This window comes from Paenibacillus sp. 32352 (genome assembly GCF_002042965.1).
In the GTDB taxonomy this organism is placed as follows: Bacteria; Bacillota; Bacilli; order Paenibacillales; family NBRC-103111; genus Paenibacillus_S; species Paenibacillus_S vulneris.
In genome coordinates, this window is the sequence record NZ_MZNT01000005.1 from 393,530 (window position 1) to 411,207 (window position 17,678).

The following is a 17,678-nucleotide window of genomic DNA, read 5'->3' on the forward strand; positions in this document are numbered from 1 at the left end:
CCTTATGGATGAAGTTGAATCGATGACATTATCTGTAATCGCTTACCAGTCTACCATTCAGCAACCGTACCATCCTCATGTCGCCAGACCGGATTTTTCCAATCGTGACCGATTCGGGCCATTTCGCGGACCTTCTCTTCGTTCACCTCCACCCCGAGTCCCGGGCCTTGAGGAATCGATACGAAGCCGTCCTTGTAATCGAAGGTTTTGGGGTCTAGGAGATAATCCAGCAAATCGCTGCCCTGATTGTAATGAATGCCGAGACTTTGTTCCTGAATGAAAGCGTTAGGAGAGCAGGCATCTACCTGCAGGCAAGCCGCCAATGCAATCGGCCCGAGCGGGCAGTGCGGCGCCAGCGCAATATCGTAAGCTTCAGCCATGGCCGCGATTTTACGCGTCTCCAGAATTCCCCCGGCATGGGACACATCCGGCTGGATGATATCGACGATACCCTGCTGCAGCAAATCCTTGAAGCCCCAGCGCGTATACATGCGCTCTCCTGTAGCAATAGGCGCCGACGTATATTTGGCGATTTCCTTAAGCGCCTCATTATTCTCAGGGAGGACAGGCTCTTCTATAAACATGGGCCGGTAGGGCTCAAGCTCCTTGGCCAAAATCTTGGCCATTGCTTTATGTACCCGTCCGTGAAAATCAATGCCGATGCCGAACCGAGCGCCTCCGGCCTCTCGAACCGCAGCGAACCGGTCCAGCACCTCCTGCACTTTATCAAATGAATCAATGAAGTGCAGCTCCTCCGTAGCATTCATTTTTACCGCCGTAAACCCGGCTTCGATCTGCTTGAGGGCAGCTTCCTTCACATCGCTAGGGCGGTCGCCGCCGATCCAATTATAGACGCGAATCCGGTCGCGGCATGCTCCTCCCAACAGCTCATATACCGGGGCGTTATAATATTTTCCCTTAATATCCCATAAGGCCTGCTCTATGCCTGACAGGGCACTTGTAAGAATCGGACCTCCGCGGTAAAATCCTCCCCGGTACATCACCTGCCAAAGATCCTCGATCCGCAGCGGATTTTGCCCTATGAGATACGTGCTCAACTCTTCCACGGCCGTTTTTACGGTATCCGCTCGTCCTTCGACGACCGGCTCTCCCCAACCGACCAATCCGTCATCGGTTGTTATTTTCAGAAAAAGCCAACGTGGCGGAACCTTGAACAATTCCAGCGTTCTGATTTTCATTACGGTTCACCTGCTTTTCAATAGATTGGGTGTGACCTATGAATCTCTTGCCCAAGCCTAATTTTACCATAAAACCTGCAGGTGAATCGGGTCAAAATGATCCGCTTCATGCAAAATAACCCCGCAAAGCGGGGCGAGACTGTGGAAAAACCTGTGAAGCTAGAACTATTGCTGATATACTACGGTGGGGTATACCCCTCCAGCCGCTATTGAAACCCGCGAATTGGATTATATTTAGCGGTACTTTCGTGGGTTTCAAAGGCGGACGTAAACTCCTCCGAGGCATACCCCACCTCCGTATTTAGCTAGTTCACGTAAAACTAGGTTTTTCAACAGCCTGACCCCGCAAAGCGGGGCTACGGCTTAGAAGCGGATTCAGGTGCTTTGTAGGGATCAAAAAAGCCGCGCTATACACGCGGCTTCGTTAGATTTGATGATTTTCACGATGCACAGGATTCACGAGAACCCACATAAAATACAAGACCTTGGCTGCTTTTTCGCGGGTAACGCTTTGCTTCGGTTCGAGCTCCGTGCCGCAGCTGACCTTTCCTCGGGTTATTCCCTTCTCCGATCGGATGAGACCCAGCTCATAAGCCTTCTTCACTTTGTCCGCAATATTCGGAGCAATGCCACCGGTATCCGTCAGCTGTTCATAGCTGATCATGGGATCGTACGTGACGTCAATATTACCCGAATCGAGATTAGGGTCATGATGACGGTCTGCAGGTCCGGAGGGTTTGCCGTTGTAATCCGTCATATATTTCGGCTTCTCGGTGAACTTCGCATGGTACGCATCAAATAATATAGCGGCCATCACTTCACGGGTCAAATCCCCGCAAGGATATCCCTGCACTGCTGCTGGCTGGATATTCATGATTCGCGAAAGGGCCGTAATAAATTCCTCTGTAGACATCATCCTATGAGGATGGAAATGACCGTTATGATCTTTATTCATGACGCCGAGCTGCAGCATTTTCTCAATCTGATTTCGGTAATAGGCTGCTTCTCCAACCCTGATGTCCTTTGCCGTTTCAGGAAAAATGGTCTCCCAATCCTCGGAAGCGGCAGCGGCGGCAACGTCCTTCCTCAAATAGGAGGCAAGCTCCAAAGCCGTTGGATCCCCCGCTTCACCCAATTTTACCATTTGAGTGGCAATGATTTGCGCGAACGGCTTGGCCAACGCTTCCTTATAATGCGTTCCGTCTATCTTATTGGCCGGATGTCCATTGGCATAGCTGCCGTCATTGGTCTTACCGGGTGTTTCCCCTGCCTCTATGGACATAAATAGGGCTGTCGGTGCTTCGACTCCGATCTGGTTGTAATACTGAATACTTTCGGAGTTCAGGTCGATAACGGTGATTCCCAGCTCTTGACCCAATGCCTTCATCAGCTCAGGAAATTTTCGCGCTCGAAAGGAGTTCGTGTACCTGTGCCCTGCCGCTGCGGTGCCAAGAACTCTGGAAGGAGGCGTAACCAATACGGGGATCATCCCTCTGGCACGAATAGCCGGGACATACACATGCTCGATGTAGGTCCTGTACGTAGACTCTGTGGAGCCTCTGCCATAGCGGCGATATTCGTCCTTCCTCTCATCGTTATGGCCGAACTGTATCAGCACATGGTCTCCCTGATGCCCTGTCATCAAGAGATCGTTGAGCCGGCCTTCGGCATAGGCATTTTTGAACGACCGTCCGCCCATGGAATAGTTGATTACGCTAACTTGGTCCCGGTCAAACAGCCTGCCTATCACTTGCCCCCAGCCGCACATCGGAGCTTCTTCGAATGTATAGGACTTAACGGTGGAATCCCCTAACAGGAAAAGGGCAGGAAGGCTGCCTTCCTCTCTCGGCTGAGGAGCAATCGGGCTGATGATAATCTCCTCAACGCCAACGGGAATACCGGAGTATTTCGGTTCAATTTCAATATCGAGGTAGGGCAGGCCGGTTACGAATCGGAAGCTCCACTCCCTTGGACCGGTCCGGGCATAGGTATTGACCGGTATAAGTCTGGCTGCGTCCCAATAACCGCTATCCAGGATACGGCTGGCTTGCAGCCCGGAAACAGAGACCATCGTATCCGCAAGCTCGGACGCGGTCTTAACATAAATCTCGTAGGCCCCGGCTGGAACATCGATTCGGAAGGCCATGCCGTAATGGTTGAAGTTGTCGTTCTCATGGCCCGGCTCATAGTAGAAGTCCGTTTCCGTCAGGATAAAGCCCTCTTCCGTAGAAATGATAGAGCTTGTATGCACCTCCCTCGGGGGAAAGGCACAGGTTTGATGAAGAAAGCCGAAGGACGTTTCCTTACTGTACAGAGGTACGCCGTTGTTTTCGTTACAGTTAACTCTAATGTATCCGGCTTTATTCGACTTTCCGAAATAAAACTTCTTCGCTAATGGTTCTGTCTTGGTTGTCACAGGCTGCTGCCCCTTTGCATTTTCGTCATTTCAACGGTGTAGCTCACCGGCATGTCTATTATTTCTTTTGCTCCGCCTCGATCGCCTTGTTCGCTGTTTCTTCCGCCTGGCGAAGCACTGTATTTGTATCCAAGCCCCCCATGATATAACCCGGAATATTGTCGGTCAGCGGTTTCTCGCCAATGGAATCGAACTTGCCTTTCTTCGGAACTTCGGGATATTTATTGTAAAATACCGCATTCCAGTTCAGCTTTTTCGGGTATTCGCTGCCCATTGATTTGCGGATAGCATCATCCTTAAGCGGTGTAATGTAGCCCAATTTGGCACGTGCCGCCTGATATTCGTCAGACACCAAATATTTGATGACTTCCATTGCCGCCTCTTTGTTCTTCGAAGCGGACGACAAGTTCACGTAAGTCGGGTACGGCTGGAAGCCTACTCCCGGAAGCTCCTTGAAGGTCGGTGCGGATACCATGTCGAAGTTAACGGATGGAGCCAGGCCGTCCGCAACCAGGTCGGAAAAATAAACGTACATGGCCAAATTTTTCTTTTTCAAAAATTCGTCCTTTGCAGGAACCTTGTTGTTATTGCCCTTCATATAATCGATGAACAGAGGGTCCGTCGACTCGCCTTTAAATATCGTATCCATCACGATTTTCCATTTGTCATTACCGTAGGTCGATTTGCTGGAGTCGGCATCCACGTAGGGAATCGAGAACGGGTTCAGCTTTAAGACATGGCCAGTAGAAGCCGCCAGGCCAATATAGGATACGCCATCCTCCATCCGCGTCAGCTTCCTGCCGAGGTCGATAGTTTCATCCCAGGTCAAGCCGTCCTTCGGATAAGGGATGCCGAATTTATCGAATATGTCCTTATTATAGAAGGTGACAATCCCCATCATGCTGATCGGAAGCCCGTATAACCCCCCGTTCGCAAGCGATTTCATGGCATCGATGGAAACAGGCTCGAACCGGCTCAAATCAATATTATTTTTTTTGACCAAATCGGTAATATCAGTCTGCAGCCCCGGGGCTATTAATCCGTCAATCACGCCTGTCTGCGCCTCGAAAATGAGGTCTACCGCGGTTCCGGCAGTTACAAGCTCCTGGATCGAGGAACCGGGCCCTTTTTGAATATAATTGAATTTCCAGTTCGGAAATTTTTTCTGAAGGTAGCTGGTCACACTTGCATTAAAGCTGTCTGAGGCGGTTCCTGCACTTGAAGTCATTGTAATTTCAATCGGCGCATTCAGATCGACCGTATCCGCCGTTACGTTCTCTTTGCCGCTATCCTTAACCCCACCGCTGCAGCCGGCTGCAACAAAAGCACAGACCGCTACGCTAATTCCGCTTTTCAGAGCTTTTTTCATAAGAATCTCCCCTTTATTCTATTGATAATTCTCACTTCAAGCTAATTACCTTTGTTTAATAAATGAACAAACTATACACAAAGCTTTCTTTTGTTGTCGTTCTACTGCTTCTTCTATTATGCGGTCTCTTTCGATGATTTGATATGACGTTTTCATTCCTTTTTTTGACCAATTGTAACTCATTTATGAATTGGGTAGACTCTCTTGCTATAATACAAATATGGTATAGTTGCAATTACTTACTTGAGGGAGGATATTTCTTTGGCATACAAGGTCAGTTTTCCCAACGTTTCCAGCACATTGCAGCTAGTAGGCTTCCATTTTCGAGTGGCGGAACCCGGCTGGAGCTATCGTGATCATTATCATAAAATGTTTGAGATCTTGTACTGCTATGACGGCAGCGCCGTTCAATATGTCGAAGGGAACGCCATCCCGTTCGGCAGCGGCGACTGGCTCATCATTCCGCCCGGAATGCGGCATCATGTGGTGAATAACGGCCCGGATAACTATATCTATCTTTCCTTTCATTTTGACATAGATGATCTGGATCTTCGGCAATGGTTTCATGCTCAGCCTATCCAAAAATGGAATAACCGTCAAATTCCGCGGTCAGGGCTGGCCCGGCAGCTCGATAATATAGATGAATTGATTATGAATAACCTTCTGGCCGAGTCGTCGGATGCCGGCTGCTCGAAGGAATTGGAGAGCACCGTTCTCGTGAAAGAAAGGCTTCGCATGCAGGCCGTTATCCTGATGATCCTATGTGAAATTATTGAGCTGCAGCTTCTTGAATCCGGGCCGTCGCGGACGGCACAACAAGAAAACTCCATCTATGAAGTAGAAACCGCTCATCGGATCGAGAAATATATATCGGAGCATTTTCATTTACCCGATATTTCTATTGCCAAGATTGCCAGACAGCTTTGCTTAAGCCGGGTGCAGTGTCACAAGCTGTTTACAAAAGTGTACAAGGTTTCTCCCAGGCAATATATGACGAACAAAAAATTGCAGCAGGCGAAATATTTATTGATTCACACCGATTTGAAAATCCAGATGATCTCGGAGCAGCTCGGGTTTGCCTCACAAAGCCACTTCAGCCGGCAGTTCAAGCGCTGGACCGGCGTTTCTCCGCTGCACTATCGTCCCAAAATCGCCCGGGAGGCTGGTTCTTCAGAAGTGAAGAAGTGAGCTACGATAAAAAAATACCGTCCGGGCCTTGGCCTGGACGGTTTGCTATAGCTGCGACATCCGTTGCTCGAGTCTAAAATCCTATGAGGGCGCCTCCGTCCACTGGCAGCACGGCGCCATTGACGAATGAGGCTGCCGGCGAGGCCAAATAGACGGCGGCCCAGCCAATATCATGAGGCTCGCCGAATGTTTTCATAGGCGTGCGGCCGAGTATTCTTTGCGTTCGCGGCTCGTCTCCGTCTAAAGCCTTGCGAAGCATCGCCGATTCGATCCAGCCGGGGGCGATGCCGTTCACCCGGATGCCGTATGCGGACGTCTCGGAGGCCAGTGTCCGCACCATACCGAGATAAGCGGATTTGGCACTCGCATAGGCTATCACATGGGGTTGTCCTATGAACGAGGTCATGGAGGCCTGGAAGATAATATTTCCTTTGTTTCTCTGCCTCATGCGGGGAACTAAGGCGCGACAGAGAGAGAAGGCTCCGAGCAGGTGGACGTCCATCACAGCCTGAAAGTCCTCGTCCGTCGTCTCCTCGATCGGCTTCTTGCAATGGTTGCCTGCATTGTTGACCAGGATCGAAACAGGCCCGATAGTCTCCTCAACTTCTTGTATGAACAGTTCGGTCCGCTTCGTATCCGCTACATCGAACGAGCGGTAATACACCCCTTCGCCCATGGCTTCAGCGAGCTTTGTCCGTTCCTCCCCGCAGCCTGAGCCGACCATGATGACCTCCGCCCCGGCGGCTTGAAAGCATTGGCTCATGGCCAGGCCGAGTCCGGTTGCTCCCCCGGTAATAAGCGCGCGTTCGCCCGCAAGACTAAATATTTCATTCACGGTTTTCATATCGTTATCCCTCACAATTCGTCCCTGTGCCTTGATATTTGTACGGGATGTAATATTCCTTATGATGAAGCTTCTCCGCTTGGGTCAATCGCCCTGCGCAGGTCTGAACGACAAGCTCGAGCAGCTCTGAAGCAAGCGTGTCCATCGTCTTCTCGCCGGTTAATGCCGCACCGGAGCAGAAATCCAGATCATCGGACATTTTGCGGTAGGTCTTCTCATTGCCCGTAATTTTAAGTACCGGAGCGACGGCGCTGCCGACGACGGTGCCTCTGCCTGTGACGAGAAAGACGAGGTGGGAGCCGCTGCAGATGAGGTCCATCAGCCCTTCATTATCATTCGGATTCGTGTAGCCGAAGCCCATGAAATGCGGGTCCGGCGTACTATCCAGCAGCCATAGTCCGGGATGCGGCGGAGTTTGCGATACGCGGAGCACGCCTTCGATCGGCTTGGAGCCGCTTTTGACGAAGGCGCCCATGCTTTTCTCTTCAATGGTCGTCAGCCCTCCGGCAAAATTGCCCGGCGACACCGAATACTGCCGAACGCTTTTGCAGTAATCGAGCATCTTGTCGTAAGTCGCCTCCAGTGCGCTTCTAACCTCCTCGTTCGCTGCCCGGGCGAGCAAAATAGACTTCAATCCAATCGCTTCAACGATTTCCTCGAAGATGGCAGTCCCTCCTGAAGTGACGAGCAGGTCGAACAAGCGGCCTACAACCACATTGCCTGCAAGACCGGACGTATAGTCCGAGCCGCCGCATTCTGCGCCAATGACCAGATCGCTCAGGTTCATCTCGACGATTACCGTTTCCCGCTCCAGCTGCGTATGCAGCTGTTTAACCGCGTTCTTGCCGTCCTCGATCGTCTTCATCGTGCCGCCGTGCTCCTGGATCAGCATCCATGCAGCCGGCTTGCCTTCCTTCAGCGCGATCTCGGCCAAGCTCTTAGCCTGCAAATATTCGCAGCCAAGTCCGACGGTCAACACTGCGCCTACGTTCGGATGCCGAATCAGCGCAATCATCATCCTTAGCGCGTACTCGTTGTCCGTACAGCCGGCGAAGCCTACGACATCGACGTCGATGTCGGAATGTTTGAAGTGGCTGCCGATCTCCTTGGCGACGAAGGAAGAGCATTCCACCGTGTACATCACCAGCACTTTATTTCGAATCCCTTTGGAGCCGTTTTTGCGAAGATAGCCCTTCCAGGAAGGAAACGAATCTTCTGCCACCGTGACCACCTCATTCCATAACATTTAACACACGGGATAAGAATTGCCTAGCGATACTCCATATCCGTAGGTGCTCCTGACTCGATATCAAGAGTAGAGGAGCGCGTATCGTGGAAGCTTTTGCAATTATGCAGATGCACCCATTCTCCGGCCTGAATATCGCGAGTGGCGAGCCCAATGGCAACCCCATATTTTATGACCGCTTCGCCTTCGCCAATATGGCGCTGCGCCAGCTTATGTCCTTGCTTGACCGGCTCCCCGGCGAATCCGATGGCGGTTCCCCCGGGTCCGTAAACGGCTATCTCCCCCGGCTCCAGATCGGATAAAGCGACGCTTACGTTATCGTCCGGATGGATATGAAAGCTGGCTTGACGGAACTTGTCGCTCATCCTGCTATCCCTCGCTTCCCGGATTATAAAATCCCGTATTTGGCAAATGCTGCTGTACTAGACAATCCCGCTTCGATTTCCTTGCGCACCAGCTTCTCTCCTCTCGCCTTCTCAAGAGACCGTTCGATTACCTCGGCCTCCAGCTCCGCCGGAATGACGACGACGCCATCGAGATCGGCAAAGATCAGATCACCGGGCTGGATCCAGACCCCGCTGATTTCGATAGGGCAGCGGTAATCGACAACCTTGGTGCGTACCGAGGAATCCTGAGCGAATCGTCCCCGCGAGAATACGGGCCAGTTCTGTTCCAGCACCTTCGGCGTGTCCCGGTGATAGCCGTTCACGATGGCTCCCGCCGCACCGCGGGTCTTGGCCGTCGCGGTCAGTATCTCTCCCCAATACGCGCAGCGCATGTCCCCGCCGCTTGCAATGTACACATCTCCCGGCTCCAGCTGATCCAGCGCTTCGGTCAATAACCCGAAGGGCTTCTCCTGCCTGCCGTACACGTCAATCATGACGGCCGGCATGGCGCGTCCCGCCAACACCATATGCTCTTTCATCGGCTGAATCGCCGGAGCAAGAATTTGATGATATTTGCCTAAATCATCCAAAATATCTCCGATAACCGGTGTATACAGCTCCCGTTTCATCAATTTGAATAATTCCAGGTCGTTCTTCGCTATGCTCATTTGCAAGATCCTCCGCAGAGATTCATAGTGGTGCTTTTATTTTTATTATATGGGTGGTACGATGGGATTACATCGCCAATAATTAACTGAAAATATATAAAAATTGAGGTCTTTTTTATGAGCTCCACGAACAATATTATCAATGACATTATCAGCCCGAGCTCTGTCCATCTCCTTCATCTGCCGGATCCTCAGAGCCAGCGGCTTCCTTTTCGCATCGTCGCTTGCGGGCATTATCATTGCCTGCCGGGGTACAGGGTCCAAAGGCAGGGGCTCAACTACCGGATTCTGATTTTAACGCTGGCAGGCCGAGGTACAGTGACGTTCCGCGGACAAAAGTTCCAGGTGACGGAAGGTCATGCTTTTTTGCTCGATTGCAATGAGCCTCATATTTATGAATGTGTCGGGGATAGCTGGGAGATCAAATGGGTCCGGTTTGAGGAATCGGCAGGAATTCACTACGAAGCGCTCATCAATGAGGGCAAGTTTCAGACGATTGCATTACAAAAGCCCGGTTCCGTTGAGGCCCATATGGATACGGTGCTGAAGCAGGTCAACCGCAATGCGCCTACGGCTGACCTTAAGATGGCCGAAGCGCTGTGCGGAGCGCTGACCGCTCTGAGCGAGGAGAAATATACTCACGATACCCTGAAGCTGTCCAGCACTTCGGCCAAAGCGATCGCCGAAACGATAACGTATATGGACCTTCATTATAACGAGGATGTATCGGTTCATGACATGGCCGCAAGGAATCATTTGACCACCTACGCCTTCATCCGGACCTTCAAGCGCCAGACGGGACTCACTCCGTATGAATATTTGCTGAAATTGAGGATTGCTAAGGCACGCATGCTGCTTGTGCAGACGGATGACCCTGTTCATGAAATATCCGAGCAGGTCGGGTTTAATAACGTCAACAATTTTATTCGCAAATTCAAGCTGCTCACGAAAACGACGCCGCTGAAATACCGGCAGCAAAATGCGGATTTATTTTATTGAACTGCATAGTCAGGAAGTAAAACGGGCTTCGCCGTGTTATGGCGAAGCCCATTTAGGTTGACGCGGTATTACAGCTCGAGTACGGCCTAAGATGCAGCAGGAATGATATGCTGCCGTCTTTTTACCGGAGAGGATATGTCCTTTCATCGTCAAGCCAGTAAATATATAAAAATTGATGAAGGATACCTTATAAAGGGGTTCTTCTGCTATGATACCGCTTCGTTATGATGTCCTCTATGAAGCGGCTTCCTGCCATAGGTCATAAACCGCCATACTTTCTCTAACGGTCCCATCGGAAAAAATTGAAACCAAACCACGCTATACAAGATTTGAATCGTAAACGTTAGTACCGAAATGATAACAATATGAACGGGAGATACCGTCTCTAGATTCATGAGAGAGATGATCGCTAATCCTATAAAGCTTTGAGCCCAATAATTCGTCAATGCCATTTGACCCACACGGGCAATAGGCCGAAAATATTTCGCGATCCTATCATGCTGTAACAGCTGAAATAAGCTCGCTAAGTAAAAGTACGCTGCCGGTATGGCGCCTAAAGCTATGATATTGTCCATATGCGGATCATGCCCTTGTGACGCGTACCATGTCCAGATGGAGATTCCGATAAAGCATGGCAGTGAGACCAGCCGGACGGTTCGCATTTGCTTTGAGAAATCATTCGGACGGCTGATCCACCCTGCTTTTGCTGCCAGAAAGCCTGATAGAAACATTATGAAAATGGCTGCGGCATCATTCCCGGCAAATGCAGTCACTTGCGAGAATCCCCTTATTTCGGGCGAAAAAATGTCTAGCAAGAGGGAAATGATATGAATAAAGATTAACGCACCAAGCGATTTGGCTGTAGTTGAAGCTTTGACCCGATAAAACGGGATCAGAAGAAAGCCGATAACGGCATAAACAGCAAGGATAGAGCCCCAAAAAAACAAAAAGTGGATGATGCCAAGAAGAAATAGTGCCAGCAGACGTCTGGCAAAACGCAAACGAGGCTTATCCCCGCGGCTTTCGGCACGGGAAGCGAAAATATAAAAGCCTGCGCCGAATAAAAAAGAAAACATGGAAAAAAACTTTTTTTCTACAAAAATATCAATCAGGGAACTAATTATACCATTAAGACCGGTATAATCAGGCATTGGGGTCCCTTCAACTATAACATTATATGCCCCGGCGTTGATAAACAAAATGCCAAACAAAGCCAGACCTCGGATCATATCTAAGGCGGCGATTCTTTCTTGTTCAGTGACGGATGGATTCACAGTGTTCACAGGTAACTACTCCCTTATTTCAATCTCCTGAGTAGTATATCCGCCCAACCTTTCACCATGTTAATCTAATGCTTACATGAACCTTAAAAGTTTTTCCGCTGTCTCGAAAGATCCCATGCTATTGATATACGAACCCCGAAGATGAAGCTTCAGCATTTGGCGAAGACATATAGAGCGGCAGCATGATTTCTACAACCGTCCCCTCACTGCTGCTTCCTATATTCATCGTACCCCCGTGGGCTTCTACGATTCGGTGGGAGATCATTAGTCCCAGTCCCGTACCCTTTTCCTTGGTCGTAAAAAACGGCTCGCCTACCTTTTGTATAATCTCGGACGAGATACCGTGACCTTCATCCTTGACCTGCACACGCAGTGCATTTGCATTGCCCAAGGCAACGTCTACGTACACATTACCGCCCTTAGGCATAGCCTCAATCGCATTTTTCAGCAGATTTACAAAAAGCTGCTTTAACTGATTTTCCTCGCATAAGATGGGAGGAAGTTCCGACTCGAATCGGGTTATGATCTGCACTCCTGTAAGAATCGCCTGAGTCTCCAGAATAGATACAACGCTGGTGATAATGTGCGCAATATCTTTGAGACTGAAATGGCTTAGGTGTGGTTTGGCAAGCGACATAAACTCGGTAACGATAAAGTTAATCCGGTCCAATTCACTTTCCATAATGTCAATATAAGGAATGTTTTTCTCCTGATACCTTGTCTTCAACAGCTGCGTGAAGCCCTTCAAGCAAGTCAGGGGATTTCTGATTTCATGAGCGACGCCGGCTGCAAGCTGACCGATCACGGACAGCTTCTCGGATCTCCTCAACAGCTCCTCCGCGCCCTTTCTTTCGCTGATATCCCTTATGGAGCCTATCAGACGAACTCTCTGCTCCTCCAATTCCCGGATGATTTGCCCGTTGCACTCCACCCATAAGTAATTGCCGTCGGGCTGCTTTATCCGGTACTCCAACCGAATCGGCTGTTCCATCTGAGCTTGGTCGAACAATGCGGCTTGTACAGCCGCTCTATCCTCCGGGTGAACGAGGGACAGTAAATCCGCATCGGTCACCGGCGGACGTTGAAAAAATTCATTTACGCGTTCGGACCATAAGAACCGCTTTTCCTCTACGGACCATTCGAAGATAGCGTCCATGGCTGCCTTGGAGACGGCCTCCAGCATATGGTTCGTTTTGCGAAGCTGAGCGAGAAGGTCTTCTTTTTCCCATGCGGTTGCCAGTCGGTGCATCGAATAGGTGATCGTATCGCTTTTGAAATAAGACCAGCTTTCATCAATCGGATGGAGCATAGCCATAACTCCCCAATCCCGTTCATTAGGAATTACCGGATGGATCGATATGATATTACCGGGATCATCGAGCAATTCCTTAGGTATGCAATGAAGCGGAGGAAATTCCATTGGAGAGCACACAATTTCATCTGTCGGAACAGCTATATCGTCCTTCGTATAATAGTGCTTGACATACATTCTTCCGCGCTCTGAGGGCTCATTGAACCACTGGCCGTAGCATCCCCATATACATTGTAAAGAGTGCATCCATGACAAGTTGTTCAGCTTCGTAGCATCCCGATAAGATAAGTAATGGATAGTCCGGTTGGCGGACATGCTTTGGTTCAATAGCTGATAGGAGTGAAACAGCTTTCCTTGATCTCCGGACCCGTTCGCATTCTCATGACTGCAGCCGCACGATCCTCTCGGGAGAAGGGTCATCTGCATACGGATATGCTCTGTCTGCATCAATCCCGTTGCCATCCCCTCTTCCAGCAGATCCATAGAACGTTTCGCCGTATCCGCCAACGGCGGCTTGACGGTAGAAACGGCAGGCTCCGTATGCTCTGCCAAGGGATTATAGTCATAACCCATTACCGCAATATCCTCGGGAATTCGGTAGCCTTCCTTTTTGAGCCTATCGATTAGAGCTATAGCCGTTATATCATTATTGGAAACGACAGCCGTACAATCAAGCTCCCCATTCACAATCATATCGGCCACATGGTACCCTCCCGATTGAGCATCGTTTCCAATGACGACCAGCAAGTTGGGATCCAACGGAATTCCAAGCCGTTCGGAAGCGTTTACATAGCCGGAGTATCGTTTTTTTGTGGACAGGTTCATCATATTGCCGACAAAAGCGATCCGACGATGCCCATGCTGAAACAGATGCTCTATGGCAAGCTCCATCCCTTCCTCATTGGCAAAATGGATGCTGGGATAATGCACGGAATGGTGGTTAATTCCTACAATCGGCCGGTTCAGCCGTTTAAGCTCATTGACAATGTTTTCGTTCAAGCTGTAATCGAAAACAATCCATGCGGCCGCATGTACAGTAGCCAACGGGATGGAGTAATCACTATTCGTTTTTGGAGTTTTCATTACGAGAAGTCTATACCCGCGCTCGATGACGATCCGATTTAGTTCGTATAAAAATCCTCCGTATAAGCTTCCATCCAAATAAGGGGTAATCACCCCGATAAAACGGCTTAAGCTCATCATGCATTCTCCCTTATCAGATAAATTACGCTAATCTTTACATTATCGCATTGCAAGCCCTGTTCCTTGTGTAAATGCCTGATGTATCGGAGGAAGCGATTCCCAGTATATAACAATATATATGATGCAAGAGGCCCTCGTTGTCAAGACGATTTTGTGAAAAGGGGGCGGTAAAGGTCTATTTGTCACCAAATGAATTGGCAAAGCCGTAAAAAAATAATAAAGCTGCCTCATCCATCAACTGATGAACAATGAGACAGCTTTACCTATTTACTTCATTCTTATTAAGGTGCTGCAGGCCCTACGTCTGCCGTGGTTAATGGCTTTCTTACAACGCTCGAGGTCGAATATTCGTCCGCCCCGATATCGTTGACCGACCGCGTCTGCCCATCCATATCGTCGGTAACGTAAGGATAGGAGCCGACGGCTGCATTGATGGCGGGACTTGCGGATGTCAGCTTTTGCAGACCTCCTGATACGGCGAACAGAGGATCGATATTTTTGATTTCGGATGACGTTCTGGACACATTATCCAACGAAGCGCCATAACCGATATTGCCTTCGAATACCGTATTCGAGGTTTTGGCTTCATTATAAAGCGGGCCTGCCGAACCCTTAGCTATATTGTTGGCAATTCGGCTGTCCACAGGGGCGTACGTATAGCTTAAACCGACGGCAATGCTGCTGGCTTTGCTATCCACGACAGTGTTATTGGTTACTTGGACGCGATACGCTCTCCAGTGCTTGGTTAAATCCGTGCTCGTATAATTGTCGCCGTTCGGTCCCGCATCGAAATCTCCGCCGTCGATATTGATGGCTGCTTGAGTCAGCTTCTCGAAATAGTTGTTGTAGATCTTGTGATCATTGCCATATATTCGAAAACCGCCTACTCCCGCCTTAGCCCCATCGCCGAAGAAAAAGTTCCCGTAGAAGCTGTCATTATGCCCATGCCTTGCGGTAACCTGAGCTTTGTTATTACGGAATGTATTGTAGCGTACCGTGTTGTTTTTGCTCTTCACCGAGATGACTTCCGGATCGCTGTCCAGGCTGACGAATAAATTGTATTGAATCGTATTGAACCCGTCCGACATGGACAAGCCGGATAAGCCTACGCGGATCGTTTCGCCGCCATTCTCCGTCTGCGGGTCCGCATCATGGAAGTAATTGTACTCAATCGTGTTGTATTGGGCTACCTGACCGTTCACTCCGTCGATTGAAATCATTTGGCCGAGATCATGTCTTGGACCGAATTCATTATGATCGATACGGTTATTATTGCTGCCCGCACCGTTCAGCACGATCCACTTGGTTGCCGAGGTATTGTCGGCAAGAGCCAGCTTATTGCGCGTGATACGGACATTGCTGGAAGCGGACAACGAAATGGCGGTTCCCGAATTGGTAAATTTCATTCCTTCTATCGTCATGTAGGACGAACCGCTTAGCTTGAAGCCTCCAGTGCCAGCGATAACGGCCTGCCCTTGGTTCGCTGCTTTGATTACAATAGGGCTTGATGCAGTCCCATTCTTACTGCTGATTGAAAAAGGACCCGTGTAAGTTCCGTTGGCCAGTACAATCGTGGTCCCTGCTTTTGCAGCGGTAATGGCCGCGTTCAGTTCAGCTGCATTCGTAACATTCACTACAGTCCCGCTGCCTGCGGAAGAGGAATCCCCGTAAATCTCTACCTCCGTGTAGCTGTTCCAGGCATTCACGGAGTTCCCGTGACCGATGATGCGCACATAACGGACCGGATCAACATCGGGGAAATCAAACGTCTGCAAGCCGTCGGCCAATGCACTCGTAACATTGGCTTTAATTGTTGTAAAGCTTGAATTGTTTGTAGACGTTTGGATATCAAACGTGGAAGTCCGCGTGCTGCCATTCAAAAATGCAATTTTGATATAAGCTGCTTTTTTGTTGGAGCCCAAGTCAAATTGAATCCATTGGCCATCCCCGCTTGCCGACCAGCGTGTGTTCAAATCCCCGTCAACCGTATTCCCCGGGACATTGCCGTCATCTGCGCTAGCGCTTACTGCCGAAGCGGGGATGTTGAATTTGGCGTCCGCCGCCATCCCCGTCACAGGGAGCATAGTTATAAGGAGACCCATAATCAGGAACATGGCAGCCCATCTTTTGTTTGCAAGCTTCATAAACTCACCGTCCTTTGTTCATATCAATTCTAAAACAGGTTCATATGTTTCGCTTCATCACCTCCGTCGGACTCAATGTATCACAAAGGGAAACGGGAAAATATAGTTAAAACTCATATAATTTGGTCCTATGCTCAGGTTTTATAAGTGTTCCTGCGGGTATGGAAGATGTCAAAAACACCCCGGTCATCCCGAGGTGTTTATCATGAATCTTATCCTTGCTTAACGCGATCCGCAATGGCTGTAAGATCGAGTCCTTTCAGAGCCCCTTCAATTAGCTCAGGCAGCTTCTCCGGCGAGCAGCCGAAGCAAGGAATACCGTATTGGGCCAGCTTCTTCGCCACTGCATCGTCATAAGAGGGAGCCCCTTCGTCTGACAAGGCCAGCAAGCATAGGGTCTTAACCCCAGCCTGGTGCATATCGACGAGTCTGCGAATCATTTCGGACCGGTTGCCGCCTTCATAAAGATCGGAGACGAGAATGAACATCGTTTTTTTCGGCTCTGTGATGAAGGCTTCACAATAGGCAATAGACTTGTTGATGTCCGTGCCTCCCCCGAGCTGGATACCGAACAGCATATCGACCGGGTCATTCGCACATTGCTCGCTTAAATCGACGACCTCCGTATCAAAAGCAACCACGCGGGTGTCCAATGCAGGCATGCTTGCAAAGATGGAGCCGATTATCGAGGCGTAAATGACCGACCTGGCCATGGAGCCGCTCTGATCAATATCCAGAATAACGGTCCATTCCTTGCTGCGCCGCGCACGATCAAAGAAATAGACCTTCTCCGGAATAAGCAGCTTGCGCTCCTGATCGTAATGCCGCAAATTTTTACGGATCGTCGTATTCCAATCCAGACCGGTGGCGGAAGGCAGAGGGGAATGCCGCCTCCGGTTCAGTGCCCCGGTAACGGCTCTGCGCAAATCTTCGGAAAGCCGGCGGACAATTTCCTCCACGACGGCTTTGACCAGCTGCCTTGCCGTTTCCTTGGTTCTCTCCGGTATTTTTCCTTTGAGTGCCATTAATGTCGCGACCATCTGAATGTCCGGTTTTACTTGCGCCAGCAGTTCAGGCTCGAACAGCAGCTGCTTCAAGCCTTTACGTTCAATCGCATCCGCCTGAATGACCGAAACGATATCCGGCGGGAAAAAGGTGCGGATATCCCCCAGCCATTTGGCCAGCTTGGGGGCGGAGGGACCAAGCCCTGCCTGCTTGCGCGGATTTCCTGCGCCGTTTCCGTTCTCATTGCTGTAGGTATCATCGTATATGGCTGCGAGAGCTTCATCCATCAGCGCCGTTTCCTCATCCAGCAGACGGCTGCCCGAACCGAAGGACTGAAGCTTTTCTTCGGATTCGGCGCCCAGGATGAGACGCCATCGTTTTAGCTGCTCATGATCGATTGTCTCCATGTTTGTCAT

The 17,678-nt window shown here is 49.9% G+C and carries 13 protein-coding genes; 2 read left to right on the forward strand and 11 right to left on the reverse strand.

Annotated features, from left to right (window positions below; genetic code table 11):
- Positions 1-50 precede the first annotated feature (50 nt).
- From dgoD to B1728_RS14865, 3 genes are all read right to left on the reverse strand, one after another.
- Positions 51-1,199, reverse strand: a complete 1,149-nt coding sequence (gene dgoD, locus B1728_RS14855; protein ID WP_079910999.1) for a galactonate dehydratase — start codon at positions 1,197-1,199, stop codon at positions 51-53.
- A gap of 424 nt (positions 1,200-1,623) precedes the next feature.
- Positions 1,624-3,615 (reverse strand): GDSL-type esterase/lipase family protein, encoded by a 1,992-nt coding sequence (locus tag B1728_RS14860; RefSeq protein ID WP_079911000.1) that lies wholly within the window; start codon positions 3,613-3,615, stop codon positions 1,624-1,626.
- Positions 3,616-3,673: 58 nt separating this feature from the next.
- Positions 3,674-4,984 carry an ABC transporter substrate-binding protein gene (locus B1728_RS14865; RefSeq protein ID WP_079911001.1) on the reverse strand — a complete coding sequence of 437 codons (1,311 nt, stop codon included), beginning with the start codon at positions 4,982-4,984 and terminating at the stop codon, positions 3,674-3,676.
- Between the two features lie 261 nt (positions 4,985-5,245).
- Here B1728_RS14865 and B1728_RS14870 point away from each other — a divergent pair, with 261 nt between their 5' ends.
- Positions 5,246-6,172 (forward strand): AraC family transcriptional regulator, encoded by a 927-nt coding sequence (locus tag B1728_RS14870; protein ID WP_079911002.1) that lies wholly within the window; start codon positions 5,246-5,248, stop codon positions 6,170-6,172.
- Positions 6,173-6,245: 73 nt separating this feature from the next.
- On the opposite strand, the gene B1728_RS14875 is transcribed toward B1728_RS14870, so the two are convergent.
- The 4 genes from B1728_RS14875 to B1728_RS14890 are packed head-to-tail and all read right to left on the reverse strand — an operon-like array spanning position 6,246 to position 9,316.
- On the reverse strand, positions 6,246-7,016 hold the full coding sequence (locus tag B1728_RS14875; protein WP_079911003.1) for an SDR family NAD(P)-dependent oxidoreductase: 771 nt from the start codon (positions 7,014-7,016) through the stop codon (positions 6,246-6,248).
- 4 nt (positions 7,017-7,020) lie between these two features.
- Positions 7,021-8,238: a UxaA family hydrolase gene (locus B1728_RS14880; RefSeq protein WP_218672297.1), complete on the reverse strand. Its 1,218-nt coding sequence runs from the start codon at positions 8,236-8,238 to the stop codon at positions 7,021-7,023.
- Between the two features lie 47 nt (positions 8,239-8,285).
- Complete coding sequence (locus B1728_RS14885) at positions 8,286-8,627, reverse strand: UxaA family hydrolase (RefSeq protein WP_079911005.1); 342 nt, start codon at positions 8,625-8,627, stop codon at positions 8,286-8,288.
- A 23-nt stretch (positions 8,628-8,650) separates the two neighbouring features.
- Entirely contained in the window at positions 8,651-9,316 is a 666-nt protein-coding gene (locus tag B1728_RS14890; RefSeq protein ID WP_079911006.1) for an RraA family protein, read from the reverse strand.
- 117 nt (positions 9,317-9,433) lie between these two features.
- Between B1728_RS14890 and B1728_RS14895 the strand changes: the two genes are divergently transcribed.
- Positions 9,434-10,315, forward strand: coding sequence for a helix-turn-helix domain-containing protein (locus B1728_RS14895; protein WP_079911007.1), 882 nt, complete (start codon positions 9,434-9,436; stop codon positions 10,313-10,315).
- Between the two features lie 206 nt (positions 10,316-10,521).
- Here the strand turns inward: B1728_RS14895 and B1728_RS14900 are convergent, their stop codons facing one another.
- The 4 genes from B1728_RS14900 to B1728_RS14915 form a co-directional block, all read right to left on the reverse strand.
- Entirely contained in the window at positions 10,522-11,598 is a 1,077-nt protein-coding gene (locus B1728_RS14900) for a DUF418 domain-containing protein (RefSeq protein ID WP_256865351.1), read from the reverse strand.
- A gap of 118 nt (positions 11,599-11,716) precedes the next feature.
- Entirely contained in the window at positions 11,717-14,110 is a 2,394-nt protein-coding gene (locus tag B1728_RS14905) for a substrate-binding domain-containing protein (RefSeq protein ID WP_179136020.1), read from the reverse strand.
- Between the two features lie 284 nt (positions 14,111-14,394).
- The gene (locus B1728_RS14910) at positions 14,395-16,257 is read right to left on the reverse strand and encodes a chondroitinase-B domain-containing protein (RefSeq protein ID WP_079911009.1); all 1,863 of its coding nucleotides are present in this window, start codon (positions 16,255-16,257) and stop codon (positions 14,395-14,397) included.
- Between the two features lie 212 nt (positions 16,258-16,469).
- Positions 16,470-17,678: a VWA domain-containing protein gene (locus tag B1728_RS14915; RefSeq protein ID WP_179136021.1), complete on the reverse strand. Its 1,209-nt coding sequence runs from the start codon at positions 17,676-17,678 to the stop codon at positions 16,470-16,472.